21 protein-coding genes are annotated in these 13,871 nt (G+C 37.9%); 4 read left to right on the top strand and 17 right to left on the bottom strand.

The features are described from left to right. Positions 1-350 precede the first annotated feature (350 nt). The 11 genes from AXE83_RS00730 to AXE83_RS00685 all read right to left on the bottom strand — a co-directional run bounded on the left by AXE83_RS00730 (position 351) and on the right by AXE83_RS00685 (position 5,941). Positions 351-587 carry a hypothetical protein gene (locus tag AXE83_RS00730; protein ID WP_060955045.1) on the bottom strand — a complete coding sequence of 79 codons (237 nt, stop codon included), beginning with the start codon at positions 585-587 and terminating at the stop codon, positions 351-353. A gap of 340 nt (positions 588-927) precedes the next feature. After that, complete coding sequence (locus AXE83_RS00720) at positions 928-1,116, bottom strand: hypothetical protein (protein WP_060955044.1); 189 nt, start codon at positions 1,114-1,116, stop codon at positions 928-930. An 80-nt stretch (positions 1,117-1,196) separates the two neighbouring features. Then, complete coding sequence (locus AXE83_RS11325; RefSeq protein WP_060955043.1) at positions 1,197-1,409, bottom strand: hypothetical protein; 213 nt, start codon at positions 1,407-1,409, stop codon at positions 1,197-1,199. Between the two features lie 38 nt (positions 1,410-1,447). Then, positions 1,448-1,603, bottom strand: a complete 156-nt coding sequence (locus tag AXE83_RS11140) for a hypothetical protein (RefSeq protein ID WP_190279316.1) — start codon at positions 1,601-1,603, stop codon at positions 1,448-1,450. A 210-nt stretch (positions 1,604-1,813) separates the two neighbouring features. Further along, the gene (locus tag AXE83_RS11135; protein ID WP_190279315.1) at positions 1,814-1,990 is read right to left on the bottom strand and encodes a hypothetical protein; all 177 of its coding nucleotides are present in this window, start codon (positions 1,988-1,990) and stop codon (positions 1,814-1,816) included. 12 nt (positions 1,991-2,002) lie between these two features. After that, entirely contained in the window at positions 2,003-2,152 is a 150-nt protein-coding gene (locus AXE83_RS11490) for a class IIb bacteriocin, lactobin A/cerein 7B family (RefSeq protein ID WP_060955042.1), read from the bottom strand. 17 nt (positions 2,153-2,169) lie between these two features. Further along, the gene (locus tag AXE83_RS11485; RefSeq protein ID WP_060955041.1) at positions 2,170-2,313 is read right to left on the bottom strand and encodes a class IIb bacteriocin, lactobin A/cerein 7B family; all 144 of its coding nucleotides are present in this window, start codon (positions 2,311-2,313) and stop codon (positions 2,170-2,172) included. 460 nt (positions 2,314-2,773) lie between these two features. Next, entirely contained in the window at positions 2,774-3,010 is a 237-nt protein-coding gene (locus AXE83_RS00700; protein ID WP_060955040.1) for an acyl carrier protein, read from the bottom strand. Between the two features lie 5 nt (positions 3,011-3,015). Then, on the bottom strand, positions 3,016-4,008 hold the full coding sequence (plsX, locus tag AXE83_RS00695; protein WP_060955039.1) for a phosphate acyltransferase PlsX: 993 nt from the start codon (positions 4,006-4,008) through the stop codon (positions 3,016-3,018). Further along, entirely contained in the window at positions 4,005-4,775 is a 771-nt protein-coding gene (recO, locus tag AXE83_RS00690; protein WP_060955038.1) for a DNA repair protein RecO, read from the bottom strand. The genes plsX and recO overlap by 4 nt, the downstream gene beginning before the upstream one ends. Next, positions 4,772-5,941: a pyridoxal phosphate-dependent aminotransferase gene (locus tag AXE83_RS00685; RefSeq protein ID WP_060955037.1), complete on the bottom strand. Its 1,170-nt coding sequence runs from the start codon at positions 5,939-5,941 to the stop codon at positions 4,772-4,774. The genes recO and AXE83_RS00685 overlap by 4 nt, the downstream gene beginning before the upstream one ends. A gap of 226 nt (positions 5,942-6,167) precedes the next feature. On the opposite strand from AXE83_RS00685, the gene mobC reads away from it, so the two are divergent. The 4 genes from mobC to AXE83_RS00670 all read left to right on the top strand — a co-directional run bounded on the left by mobC (position 6,168) and on the right by AXE83_RS00670 (position 8,734). Further along, positions 6,168-6,365 carry a plasmid mobilization relaxosome protein MobC gene (gene mobC, locus AXE83_RS10345; RefSeq protein WP_223299871.1) on the top strand — a complete coding sequence of 66 codons (198 nt, stop codon included), beginning with the start codon at positions 6,168-6,170 and terminating at the stop codon, positions 6,363-6,365. 267 nt (positions 6,366-6,632) lie between these two features. Next, positions 6,633-6,917: a type II toxin-antitoxin system RelB/ParD family antitoxin gene (gene relB, locus AXE83_RS00680; RefSeq protein ID WP_000213598.1), complete on the top strand. Its 285-nt coding sequence runs from the start codon at positions 6,633-6,635 to the stop codon at positions 6,915-6,917. After that, a complete protein-coding gene (locus tag AXE83_RS00675; protein ID WP_060955036.1) occupies positions 6,907-7,260 on the top strand; it encodes a type II toxin-antitoxin system RelE/ParE family toxin in 354 nt (117 codons plus the stop codon). The genes relB and AXE83_RS00675 overlap by 11 nt, the downstream gene beginning before the upstream one ends. A 463-nt stretch (positions 7,261-7,723) precedes the next feature. Further along, positions 7,724-8,734: a YeiH family protein gene (locus tag AXE83_RS00670; RefSeq protein ID WP_060955035.1), complete on the top strand. Its 1,011-nt coding sequence runs from the start codon at positions 7,724-7,726 to the stop codon at positions 8,732-8,734. Between the two features lie 133 nt (positions 8,735-8,867). Here the strand turns inward: AXE83_RS00670 and AXE83_RS00665 are convergent, their stop codons facing one another. The 6 genes from AXE83_RS00665 to AXE83_RS00640 form a co-directional block, all read right to left on the bottom strand. Continuing rightward, the gene (locus AXE83_RS00665; RefSeq protein ID WP_060955034.1) at positions 8,868-9,305 is read right to left on the bottom strand and encodes a CoA-binding protein; all 438 of its coding nucleotides are present in this window, start codon (positions 9,303-9,305) and stop codon (positions 8,868-8,870) included. Between the two features lie 141 nt (positions 9,306-9,446). Beyond that, positions 9,447-10,286 (bottom strand): class B sortase, LPKTxAVK-specific, encoded by an 840-nt coding sequence (srtB, locus tag AXE83_RS00660; RefSeq protein ID WP_060955033.1) that lies wholly within the window; start codon positions 10,284-10,286, stop codon positions 9,447-9,449. A 74-nt stretch (positions 10,287-10,360) separates the two neighbouring features. After that, positions 10,361-11,026 (bottom strand): LPKTxAVK-anchored surface protein, encoded by a 666-nt coding sequence (locus AXE83_RS00655; RefSeq protein ID WP_223299865.1) that lies wholly within the window; start codon positions 11,024-11,026, stop codon positions 10,361-10,363. Positions 11,027-11,326: 300 nt separating this feature from the next. Then, the gene (locus tag AXE83_RS00650; protein WP_000010179.1) at positions 11,327-12,295 is read right to left on the bottom strand and encodes a ribose-phosphate diphosphokinase; all 969 of its coding nucleotides are present in this window, start codon (positions 12,293-12,295) and stop codon (positions 11,327-11,329) included. Between the two features lie 216 nt (positions 12,296-12,511). Then, positions 12,512-13,006, bottom strand: a complete 495-nt coding sequence (locus AXE83_RS00645; protein ID WP_006147430.1) for a beta-class carbonic anhydrase — start codon at positions 13,004-13,006, stop codon at positions 12,512-12,514. Between the two features lie 162 nt (positions 13,007-13,168). Beyond that, complete coding sequence (locus AXE83_RS00640) at positions 13,169-13,864, bottom strand: TIGR00266 family protein (protein ID WP_060955032.1); 696 nt, start codon at positions 13,862-13,864, stop codon at positions 13,169-13,171. Between the last annotated feature and the right edge of the window lie 7 nt (positions 13,865-13,871).

The following is a 13,871-nucleotide window of genomic DNA, read 5'->3' as shown; positions in this document are numbered from 1 at the left end:
TACTCCTTTTCCTAACAATCTCCAAAGAAAACTTTGTAAGATTATTTTATCCAAACAAAGAAGCAAAAAGAAAATTATTTCTAAAAAAACAATAACTGCACCTGAACAGCACTTTTTCCTACATAAAAATAGGTAGAACAAACGTCCTACCTAGAAAATATAATGATTAATATTTCTTACCTTTTCCAATTTTTTTGTCAATCATATACAAAACTATAAATGAAAACAAGGATGGTACAAGATAACTTTTTTCACTCATTATCATCTGAAATCCAAGTGTTGTTAGTATCTTGAAAATAAACATATTCATCAGAAATAAGAAAAGGAATGTTAGAAAAAATTTTAAAGTCTTATTCATTTCCATCCTGATTATCTTCTTTATCTCTTATTTTCTGGATAGCATGATATTTTACCGCTATGTAAATGATTAAAAAAAGTAGGGGATAAGAGAATAAATCTGAAAGTTCCATGAAATTTACACTATACTTTCCTAGCAATAATTTATAGTCTATTAAAACTTGCATGATAGAAAGTACAATACGTACTAGTAGAAGCAGCCCTAATAATATCACTTCTTTTTTAAACATACGAATATCTTTCTAACTAAAATCAGACTACAGTTCATCAGCTTAACACCCCAACATTCCCCAAGATTGCCCTAATACTGGAGCCACAAAGTTCAAATTCATTTTATCAACCTTTATCATATTTTTCTTCACTTCTATAAAGTAAAATAAATGCTATCAAGAATAGTGAAATTGTAGGCATGTCAAAATTTTCAAACCATGTAGGTAGATTTATTTTGTTTACATCAGCGACTATTCTAACAATGATATAAACCATCGAACTGCAGCATACAGTAAACTCTAGCCAAACTTTTTGTAACACTTGAACGACTTTAATCTCAAACCCCAATCTAATGTTCCATCAATTTCCAATCTTACTTCCTTTTATTTGATACTTGTATCCTACATAAAACAGACCAAGCAGAATTGGATAGTTTTCTGGATAAAACAAGGTATTGATCGGTTTTTTCAAAATCAAATACGTTGCGATATAGATAATGACTGACACTATAAAATAACCTTCAGCAAATCCCAATAAAAATTTTTTCATAACAGACTCCTATTTATCTGGCAAGAATGGCAGAGTTTTTTCGCCATTCACACGCACAAAATCCTTTTCATTCAGATTCATCATTTATAGTTTGGATTATGTTTTGACAAATCCTTGCAAAAAATCCCAAAATAGCCTGAAGCAATCAATCCAACTAAATACCATTTCCAATCAAAGTATAATAAAGAACCTGTACGAATTACATGGAGCACGAGATTGAGACCTATTGCTACTAAAGGAACTATAGTGGCTAGTTTAGGTAACAATGTATTGAGATCAGTGTTGCGATTCATAATTGATTTCCTTTTACGATTTGCCACAAATTTTTAAATTAACGCCTACTTCCCAGATGACGCCCATACATATAGGTAACGACTCCTAAAACACCCCAGGCTACTGCTGTAGAAGTAGTAACAACGATGCCTCCTTCAGTAACAGACAAATCTGCATCTGTCATGATTTCAAATTTTTCAGATAGTTTCTTCATCTTTCATATACTCCTTTTTAAATAATACTAGCTAATCCAATAGCTACTCCAGACAAAAGTCCTACTATTCCTGAAGTCGATATAATAATAGCCGCAAATTCGTTTGAAAAATTCATTGATTTCTCCATTCTTTTTTAGTTCTTATGTCATTGATAGTAACTAAAATATGATTATTCAATAGCATTTGCCACACACTAATAATAGTTCTCTTTAAACCCTGTCTTTACCTGAATCCAAATAACTCATCATCAAAATTAGCATCGGAACAAATAATTCTGTTTGGAAATATTTTTCAACATTAAAGGTGATTACATTTAAATCCCCCAATACGCAAAATATTCCAAAAATAATTAAAATTGCTCCCATTACATTTTTTAGATTTTTCATACAAGTCCACTTTTATCCAAATTTACGTTTTAAATCTTGACCAATTAATCGACCACCAAGGAAAATTGCTACTCCTGCACCAACCATGGCTATGGTAATTGATCCACCTTCTGTATTCATCAATTCTTCTTCTGTCAATTCTGTCCATTTATTTAAATTCATTTTTTCTCTCCTTATTATTACATAAAATAGCCCCAAGCAATACCACCAATTAGTAAGAGACCTCCTACAACTACAGCGGAAACTGCTCCCCCATCCACTTCCATCAGCTCTTCTTCCGTAAGAGCTACAAAGTTCTGTTCCATTTTGTCAAAGTTTGTCATTTGTTTCCTCCTTTATTTTTATAGTTTTTTGTTTATAATTTTTAACCTTTAAACCATTTTAAAAGCCAAATTGGATAAATAACTGAAATAATCATTTCTAATCTCCTTCCTTTTCTTCTCACTTGTCTATTCGAGAAATCATTTTAAAATTAATGAATAAATTTAATTTATTTAAAATACAATTTGATAAACCATGGAAGTAAAATTGGTAAATACATTGATCAGACTCCTTTCCTTTTCTTCTTACTTATCTATTCGATAAAATAATTTTAAAATAAACAATTAAATCAAATTTATTTTAAAAACCACTTGATCAACCACGGATAAAGACCTGTCACATACATCAGTAATCCTCCTTTTTTGTTCTCATCTCTTTATTCGTAAACTCAACTGTAAAATTTCAACATTTTATCTGTTTTCGAGAAATAAAAAAACAACATGACTTGCATGTTGCTATATGTTAGATTTTATCTTTAATGGCTTTCAATACATCTGCCACACTTTGAAGATGGTCAATTTCTTCATCGCTGATTTCAATTCCAAATTCATCCTCAATGGTTAGTACGAATTCCATCAAATCTACCGAATCAGCATCCAAATCATCCTTCAAACTCAAGGCCTCTGTGACTACAAAGTCATCCCCTTGACGTTCTTGGATAATGGCCACGACACGATCAAAAATTTCTTTTTCTGTCATATATATTATTCTCCTGAAAATTCACGCGCAGTTTGAGCAACTACGTCTGTTTCTAGCATGGTACGAATCTGACGAATCGTACTGTACACAGCCTTGGCATCACTTGAACCATGAGTCTTGACAACAGGCGCCTTGACACCAAACAAGACTGCACCCCCAACATCTGAATAGTTAAGCTGCTTTTTCAAACCTTTAAGGCTATCCTTGAGAAGAAGAGCACCAAGTTTTGCTCGAAGTCCACCACCTGTAATAGCATTTTTAAGTAAGCCCATGATTCCCATGGCTGTACCTTCAATGGATTTGAGCACAGCGTTTCCCGTGAAACCGTCTGCCACGACAACATCTGCAACACCCTCCATCAAATCACGCGCTTCCACATTACCGACAAAGTTCAAACTCTCATCAGCTGCTAGCAAGTCATAAGTTTCCTTGCGGAGTGGATCTCCCTTGCTGCTCTCTGTCCCGTTATTAAGCAAACCAACTCGTGGTTTTGCAATTCCACGAACATTTTTAGCGTAGAAAGAACCTAGGATGGCATATTGATGAAGGTGATGGGCTGTGTTTTCTGCATTGGCACCGAGGTCTAGCATATCAAAACCTCTTCCATCCACTGTTGGTAGGGTTGACATAAGCCCAGGTCGATCGATATTCTTGATGCGGCCAACGATGAAAAATCCTGCCGCTAGCAAAGCACCTGTATTTCCTGCAGAGAGCACAGCATCAGCCTCACCGTCCTTGACAGCCTTAGCAGCCAATACCATACTGGCTTTTTTCTTCTTACGAATGGCTTTTGTTGGTTCATCATCCGAATCAATTTTTTCATCTGTATGGATAATGCTGACGCGTTCTGTAGCTGTTAGATATTGCTTAATCTTGCTCTCATCTCCGTAAAGTTGAATCTCAATATCTGAAAAGTCAGCAAGGGCTTGATTGACACCCTCAACGATGGCTTGAGGTGCGTTATCGCCACCCATTGCATCTACTGCGATTTTTTTCATTTGTCTTCCTCTTTTAGTAATTGTCCCCAATCAGCTAGGGAATCAATAAATTTCTTTGATTTTAGGTGAATTCCTACGTATTCTTCATAAATTTGATCCATGAACTGACGCAATTCTTGCTTGATTTCAGACTTGAGAGAAATAGTCTCTAAAGTCTCAAAGTTAATAGCTTGAAATTGATTGAGCAGATAGGGAATGTTTGGATTCAGATGACAACGTTTCTCATCCTCATGATAATGCTCAGGACATAAGCAAGCGCCATATTTGAAAGAAAAATCAAAGGCCTGACCCACCCGATGGCAAAAAATACACTCATTAAAGTTAAGACTGATCCCAAAACGTGTCAAAATCTGAATTTCAAAAATATTAGTCAAAACTTGATAATCCAGACCCTCTTCCATCAACTCTAAAGTCCTTTGTAAAAAAGCAAACAAGGGAGCATCCTGTTGATTGTCCTGCAAACTAGCATCTGCCAGAGCTGCCACATAGGTCGCATAGGCCATGACAAAGAGATCACTATTGATTTTTGGAAAGGTCATCACCTCATGGTAGTCTTCAATATAACTAAGCCCATCATCATTGATTCGTAAAAGAAAACGAGCCAGCACCAAAGGTTGAATAACTGGAGCCAGTTTGGATTGACCGGCATGTTTGACAAAAAACATGCGCTTACCGACCTGCTCTGTAAAAATCTTGACTAGCTTGTCACCCTCACGAAAATTACGATTGTAGAGCACCAACCCCTGACTCGTAATAGACTGAATCATGCTTCTCTCATGTACTCCTCAAGACGTTTCATAGCCTCTCTGATAGTTTCCATACTAGCCGCATAAGACAAGCGCACATAACCTTCTCCATATTGACCAAAAGCTGCACCAGGGATAAAGGCAACAGCCTTCTTCTGAGCAAAATCCTTCAGAAAAGCAAAGGAATCTTGATTATAGCCTGCTGGAATCTTAGCAAAGATATAAAAAGCCCCATCTGGTTTGATAATCTCAAAGCCAAGGTCAGTCATCTTGTCGATAATGTAGTCCCGACGTTGGATATATTCCTTCTTCATGGGTTCTGCATCGTTCTTACCAGCTGTCAATGCTTCCACAGCAGCATGTTGCGCCATGGTGTTTGCAGCAGTTACCAAGTACTGATGACTCTTGATTAACTGGGCTGTGAAATTTGCTGGAGCAAAGATAAAACCTAAACGCCAACCTGTCATAGCATGGGATTTGGATAGACCGTTAATGATAATGGCCTGATCTCTCAGCATCGTGCCTAGTGATACATGATTTTCCCCTGTATAAGTTAATTCTGAGTAGACCTCATCACAGACAACGAAAACCTCATACTTACGTAAAACGTCTGCCAAGGCTTCCAACTGTTCGCGACTATAAGTAATTCCTGTAGGGTTAGCTGGATAGTTGAGAATGACTGCCTTGAGCTTATCACCTTGCTCGATAATAGCTTTCTCTAGCATTTCAGGAGTTAAGACAAAACCGTTCTCAGTCGTATCAATCTCGACAATCTCTGCACCAACTAGATTAACAATTGGTTCATAACCAGGATAGGCAGGAGCTGGCAAGAGAACCTTGTCACCCTCTTCTAAAATAGCTGTCAAAGTAGCTGATAGAGCCTCTGTCGCACCAATTGTGACCAAGATTTCATTTTCAGGATTATAGTTTAGCTGGTATTTTTCTCTTACAAAATCACTAGCTGCCTGGCGCAAGGTCAACAAACCACTCATCCCTGTATAGTAGGATTGATTTTGGTCAATGGCGCGCTTGGCCGCCTCCTTGACATGGTCTGGAGTTGTGAAGTCAGGCTCTCCCAATGTCAGACGTAGAACCCCAGGAATCTCTGAAATAGCCTGGTCAAACTGACGAATCAAGGAAACTTGAATCTTATCTAATTGTTTATTAAAGCGCTTGGTTAAGTCCATAGATACCCTCCTTGCTTAAAGGACATATGTCTATTATACTACAAAAGCTCTCTGACCGCAAAATCACACTAGCATAAGCAACTGATGTATGTTCATTTAAATTCATTACAACACTATGTTTTTAGAATACTCAATGAAAATCTCATGAAACTAGGAATCGAGGTGAAAGCATAACTAAAGTTAGGTAAGCCGAAGATGACAACGTGTTAGGAGATTTTCGACGAGTATTGAGAAGTTATGTAAGGAAATAAATCGGATAGGGGTCAATATAAATCAGATCACAAAAAAAGTAAACGAAGATAATCAGGCTAGTCTAAATGAATTTAGTCAGATTCTTGAATTGCAGAAACATTTGAAAGATACTGTCAGACAATTTATTCAAAAACAAGAAAATCAAACAAAGGTAGAGGACAGATGGTTGTAATAAGAATTATTGTTGACATTCTCTCTTATTTGTCCTAAACGATAACTAAGGATAGGATGATGTCGGATGACTGGTAACAGTTTTCTCAAAGGTTGCTGATGATTCAGCTTCAGGTTTGGCACTACCTTCAGCTTTAGGCTGTAAAGAACCCGCTCCACCACTGGTTCTATTCGTTTCACTCTTGGATTATATTCAAGAGTTTTTTTCTTGCAAAAAAAGTTCAAAAAACATATACTGGATATACACGATATAGAACGGAGATATACCATGACTACATCACTTGTTAAGCAATATAATTTTAAAATCAATGAGTTAGCAATGGAACAAGCTAGAGCCATTATCAAGGAAAAAGGAATGACCATGACGGATGCTATCACTCTTTTTATAGAGCAGATTGTCCTCGAACAGGACTTGCCAATCAAGACTGCAGAAGATTTACACCGTGAACAATTGATTGAGGAATTACAAGCTCAATCCGAACGAGCCTTAAGAGAATATGAAGCAGGAAAAGGGACTTCCCTAGACAGTATGAGGGCACGCTATGGCTTATAAAGTAATTATTTCTGATGAAGTGAGCCAAGCTATTGACAGTATTCATGATTACATCACTACTGTTCTTTTATCACCTCAGTCTGCTAAAAATACTGTGAGTAAAATTTTAGATGGCTTAAAAAGTTTAGAAGTCTTTCCTGAGGCTGGTTTTGACGCCGATGAAAAAATTGGTATAAAGATTAACAGTAAGTACCCTACACGAGGAAAAATTATCGGTCAGTATGTCTTACTCTACTTCATCGACCAAAAACGAAACACTGTTTTTTTATCTCACCTATTCCACACAAAAAGCGACTATGTCACTTTGCTACAAAATGGTACTAAAAAAAGCTCAACTGATTGAGACATCTTTCTTTATTTTATAAGCTCCAAAACCTTAATTTTTGGTACCGTCTTGGTTTAACAATACGCTGTATATATAATATTTTACAGCTACTTTTTCTTTAGAAACGTTGATTTAATAAGGATTTAAATATTACAGAGTATACCTTTGTAAAATACGGTTTTGCTAATCTTCGTTACAACTATTCTAGCACCATTATTGATTACTAGATCGGTAATGTCATTTCTGAGTGGGTAGTCAGAAAGTGGCTAGACAAGCGCGACAAAAAAATATAACCTGAGTTTAGTTTTAATATGACTAGACAAACAGAAATACCAGAGCTTCACCTCTGGTATTTCTGTTTTTGCCAAGACTTCGTTACAGTTCTAATCACATAATGAGAGAAACTTGTCAAATAATTATTAAACTTTACTTTTCTTCGAGATAAGATTATAATAAGGAGTATTTATTTTCGGAGGTTTTTATGTCATTTCTATCAAAAAATTGGGCTGGACTTTTGGTCTGTCTTATCATATCTATCATTTCTTGGATTTTAGGAGGCTTTCTTCCTGTTGTGGGAGCACCTGTCTTTGCCATCTTTATTGGCATGATTCTCCACCCATTTCTCACTTCCTATAAACAACTAGATGCTGGTTTGACTTACAGCTCCAAGAAATTGCTTCAGTATGCAGTTATCTTGCTTGGTTTTGGGCTCAATATCTCTCAAGTTTTTGCAGTAGGAAAATCTTCGCTCCCTGTCATTCTATCTACCATTTCTATAGCCTTGATTATAGCCTACCTTTTCCAGCGCTTTTTTGACCTAGATACAAAGCTAGCTACCTTGATCGGTGTTGGTTCCTCTATCTGTGGCGGTTCTGCCATTGCAGCGACTGCTCCTGTCATCCATGCCAAGGAAAAAGAAGTCGCACAAGCCATTTCTGTTATCTTTTTCTTCAATGTCTTGGCAGCTCTTATCTTCCCAACTCTAGGTTCTTGGCTCCATCTTTCCAACGAAGGTTTTGCTCTCTTTGCAGGAACTGCGGTCAATGATACTTCCTCTGTAACAGCCACTGCCAGCGCCTGGGATAGTCTTTACCAGTCCAATACTCTCGAAGCTGCCACCATTGTCAAATTGACCCGTACCCTAGCTATTATCCCTATCACTCTCTTCCTCTCTTACTGGCAAAGTCGTCAACAAGGAAACAACCAAGGGGTAAAACTAAAAAAAATCTTCCCTGTTTTCATTCTCTACTTCATCCTAGCTTCTCTGCTAACCACCGTCCTTACTTCCTTCGGTGTCAGCAATAGCTTCTTTTCACCTCTCAAACAACTCTCCAAATTCCTCATCATCATGGCTATGAGTGCTATTGGTCTCAAAACCAACCTCATTGCTATGATTAAGTCCAGCGGTAAATCCATTCTTCTTGGTGCCCTCTGCTGGATTGCCATCATCCTGACTAGCCTCGGGATGCAGACCCTTATCGGTATTTTCTAATACTCTTCGAAAATCTCTTCAAACCACGTCAACGTCGCCTTGCCGTACTCAAGTACAGCCTGCGGCTAGTTTCCTAGTTTGCTCTTTGATTTTCATTGAGTATAACACAAAAGGTAGCCCGCAAGCTACCTTTTTATTGTTCAAGTATTAAGCGTGTATGTTCTCTCTTAATACAACGATTCATCACGATATCATCGCAACCTCCAGCACGCAAGATTTCTTCCGCTTCTCGACTTTCAAGTCCTAGTTGCGCCCAGAAAATCTTAGCATCTGCCTTGAGAAAATCACGCGCTACATCAGGCAGAAACTCACTTCGACGATAGACATTGACAATATCTACAGGAAAAGGAATCTCAGCTAGACTGGCATAAGCCTTTTCTCCCAAGATTTCCCCACCTGCAGCCTTAGGGTTTACTGGTATGATTTTATAGCCACGAGCCTGCATTTCCTTGATCACTCGATTGCTAGTTGTTTCTTCACGATCAGACAAGCCTACTACTGCTAGAGTCTTACTGTTTGCTAGATACTGACGGATCACGCCATCACTTGGATTGATAAATTCTTGAGTCATAAAAACCCTCCTTTTTCATCAGTATAGCATATTTTGAAAGGGTTTGCAGAAATTTACTATAAAAACAAAAATCAAAAATCCTCCCAAAATTAAACTATTTCATTTAATTTGAGGAGGATTCACAAAGTTTTTGTTTAAAGATTATTCTCTTGTTGGTTTATATTTAAGTTCTTCACCATGTTGTTTGACAAAGTCACTCATCTCTGAATCAGGAATTTGTCGCAGATAGAGATTTGCACGAATCGTGTCATCCTCTTCACGACAAGTAGAAAGAACAAGATATTTATCCTTAGCTGATACCTTAACATTTGGTTTCTTAACCTCTGCAGTATCATAAATAATACTTAGCTGTTTCTCGAAATCCTTGTCATCATCAAAAGAAGTACGGTAAAAAGCTGTTTCTTCTGGAACAATAATCATAGCAACAGCTTCATAATAATACTTTCTCTCTGGAGTTTCAATGACTACATAGGGATGCTTATCAAAATAATCTTGCCGACTGTAATAGTTCACATCATTAAACATACGATGATCTTGAACTTTACTACCACGAGCGTGACCAAATAGCCAAGTCAAGCGATCACTAAAATCCTTCTTGTTATCAGCGTCCATAAAGACTGCTCCCATTAGAGGTTCGATAACGCCATCAAAACGCTTATCTAAATAAGTCGCATTATCCGTTGTTTGAACAACCGGCTCATCTAACTCTGTTCCTGGAGCGTATACATAAGCGATTGCTTCAGAGTTTGTTGCAAGCAAGCCTTTAAATTTATTAGCGAGATATTCTTTTTCTTCTTTACTCGCAGTATAGGCTTGCTTTGGAGCTTCCTGGGTAACCTTAACATCATTTTGTTTATCTGCTGTCGGAGCTAGGAAGCTACTATAGATAAAAAAGCCTCCCAAAGCAACGATAGCTACTGCAACAATAGAAGCAATTATTTTACCAATAGGTGATTTCTTTCTTGTAGAACGTCTACTCATCTTTTCCTCCCTCATTTTTTACCAAAAAAATCACTGAAACCAAGTTTCAGTGATTGGCTACTTTTTAAATAAAATTATTTAGCAGCGTGTGTTTTTGGAAGGGCTTTTTGACCTGATTTAGCGTCTACACCAGCTTTTTTAGCAGCGTCGTCTGCTTTTTTAGCTTGGTCTGTAGCACCTGGTTTACCAGGTTCTGGTTGAGTAGCTGCTTGACCAGCATTGTTAGCGGCTTGTTGAGCTGAACCATCACCTGTTGTTGCAGCTGGTTTACTTGGATGAATTGTAGGGCGGTTGTTTTCAAGTGTTGCTGGACGAATTGAGAATGTCGCAGGAACATTACCAGCAACTGCTTTAACATGACCAACGAATGAGTCTTCTGCGTATCCAGCTGGAACATTCAAACGATATGCAACATCTGTACCTGGTTCAACACCTTCCAATGTAGCAACACCATTAGCACCTGTTGTTGATGATGAGTATTTGCCACCAGCATTGAAGTCTACAGTAGCACCTTCTACTGGTTTACCAGTTGAAAGATCAACAACTGTTACAGTAACGGTACCTTTTACAAGTGATGGAGCACCATAACCATTGTCATTTTCAGGATGGCGTGGGTCTTTCACTGGTTGAGCTGGTTTGTATTGTTTATCAGCTGGTACTACACCGTTGTCAGCTGAAACAGCTTGGAAAGCACTAAATACTGTAAGTGCTACCACTGATGATAATAAAACTTTTTTCATTGTTTTATCTCCTCTTTAAGTTTAATTTTAATTATAAGGATAACCCTTATTAACTCAAATTATATCACATATATTAGAGTTGTCAAGCTTTTTCTTAAAGTATTTTTAAAATTTCTGGTAAAAAACGAGTAAAATTTATTATATTCTTAAAAAATAAGCAATATTCTCGAAGAATTAAGGAAAAAAATGGACTAAAAAACGAACAATTAGTGAAATTTTCACATTTTTCTGATCTAATTAAGAAAACTCCCAACAAGGCCTATCACTTTGTTAGGAGTTTTGTCTAATCCAACGAATTCGTTAGATTTTCTTCTCAATACTAAATAATGGAGATAGAGGACGTTTTTCGTGGATACGGATGATAGCATCCGCCAAGAGATGTGCAATAGAGATTTGCTCAATCTTATCAATCAATCGCTCTTCTGGTAGGTAGATAGTATCCAAAACAACTAATTTTTTAATAGCTGATTTCTGGATATTATCCATAGCAGGCCCTGAAAGAACTGGGTGCGTACAGCTTGCGTAAACTTCGACAGCACCAGCTTCAGCAAGAGCATCTGCTGCATGACAGATTGTACCAGCTGTATCGATCATATCGTCAATCAAGATACAAGTCTTGCCTTCTACCTTACCAATGATGTTCATCACTTCACTGGTATTCATCTTGTCTACGCTACGACGTTTGTCAATAATAGCAATTGGAGTTTTCAAAAACTCTGCCAATTTACGTGCACGAGTCACCCCACCATGGTCTGGGCTGACAACCACATAGTCAGAACCAACCATGCCACGACGCTCAAAGTAATCTGCAATCAAAGGAGCACCCATCAAGTGATCGACAGGAATATCAAAGAATCCCTGAATCTGCGCAGCGTGCAAGTCAATCGTCAGCAAACGATCCACTCCAGCTACTTCAAGCATATTTGCTACAAGTTTTGAAGTGATTGGCTCACGCGCTCTCGCCTTTCTATCCTGACGTGCATAACCATAGTAAGGCATAACAACGTTGACAGATTCTGCACTGGCACGTTTCAAAGCATCTACCATAATCAAAATTTCTAGCAGATTGTCATTTACAGGTGAGCTAGTTGATTGTAGGATAAAGACATGTTTCCCACGAATCGATTCTTCGATATTAACTTGAATTTCTCCATCTGAAAATTGACGTACAGTCGATTTTCCCAACTCTATCCCAATCTCTTGCGCCACACGCTCTGCCAATTCTCTATTTGAAGAAAGGGCAAACAGCTTTAAATCAGAAAAAGACATGATTTCCTCCAGTATTTATGTATCACTTGTGTTTTTTCACAACATTTTTCCAACTACCATTGTAGCGCTTTTTTCTTGATTTTTCAATAAAAAATAAGACAAGAATGGACATTTATCCCCTTGTCTTGTGCTCATTTATATTCCTTATATTCAAGCTGAAATGTGATAACTTAGACATTCTATCTCATAGGAAGATAGGAACTCACAAGGGAAAAGTTAGTATACCTCTCTCATACTTCCTGTATCCACATCATAAACAGCCCCTGAAATAACCACATCATCTGGAATCAATGGGCATTCTCGAAGTAACTGCATATCCTCACGAACACTCTCCTCAACGTCTTGAAAAGGGAGAAAATCTTGACCCGAGACATCAACCCCTAATTCAGTTTTTAAATGTTCTTGAAACTCTTCGTTTTGAAATGTCTGAGCACCACAGTCTGTATGATGAAGAACCACAATCTCTCTTGTTCCCATTTGTTGCTGAGAAATCACGAGTGAGCGAATCATATCGTCTGTCACTCGACCTCCCGCATTCCGTAAAATGTGAGCATCTCCAAGTGCTAACCCCAAAGCTTGTGCAACGTGCAGACGTGAGTCCATACAAGTCACAATGGCTACTCTTGTTTTCGGCTTGATTGGCAGATTTAACTGCCCATGCAGGGCAACATAAGCCTGGTTGGCTTGCATAAACTGTTCAAAATACGACATGACAACACACTTTCTTACTTTTAAGATAATTTGAACACCAAATTATTTATCTTCTATCTTACCATCTTTTCTTTGTCTTGTCAGCTGTCAACCTCCTTATTAAAAAACCAGGACAGAGACATCCAGCTTCTAGCTTGGGTTTCTGCCCTAGTTTTTTTATTATTATGAACCTTTTTGAATATACTTGTTAAGAGAGCCTGCAAAGCTTTGAAGATTGAGACTTTGTACATAGACCTCACCGGTACCTCGGAAGGTATTCACCACTCCTTCGCCTGTACCAATAGACTGCCAGAAGCCATTTTCTAAGTGGATATGATAGTCCAAAGATTGACTCCAAGCTATCACATGGGCATTGTCGATGGTTATTTCTTGGTTTTGTAGCTCAATTTTCTTGATAGAGCCAAAAGCATTGGCCAAGAGAGTTCCCTGACCTTGAGTAGTCATTACGAAAAGACCACCTTGACCCCCGAAAAGTGCTTTCCCAATAGATTGGTGCTCCATTGTATAGAAAGCCGTACCATCAAGAGCCAGAAAGGCCCCATCATTCAATCTGTACTGATTTTCACCTAACTCAAGAGCAATCACTTGACCAGGAGTATCTGGTGCTAGAGCAAGGTTGCCGTTGTCAGACTCCGCAACAGCTTGAGTAATAAAAGTACTTTCGCCAGAAACCATGGAACGTCCCACGGCTTTGACAAATCGTCCTAAACCAGAACCGCTAGCATTGAGCTGGGTATTGAGACTTACATTGGGTGTGTGGTAGACCATGCTACCCCGCTGGATATAGACGGTTTCTCCTTGATTGAGTGAAAACTCTACCAAAGGAAATTGCATTTGACTATCCATAGAAAATTTCATCAGAAAT

Origin of the sequence: Streptococcus sp. oral taxon 431, from assembly GCF_001553685.1 — a bacterium.
In the GTDB taxonomy this organism is placed as follows: Bacteria; Bacillota; Bacilli; order Lactobacillales; family Streptococcaceae; genus Streptococcus.
The sequence above is the reverse complement of the archived record's forward strand: the minus strand, read 5'-3'. Positions and strand labels throughout refer to the sequence as shown.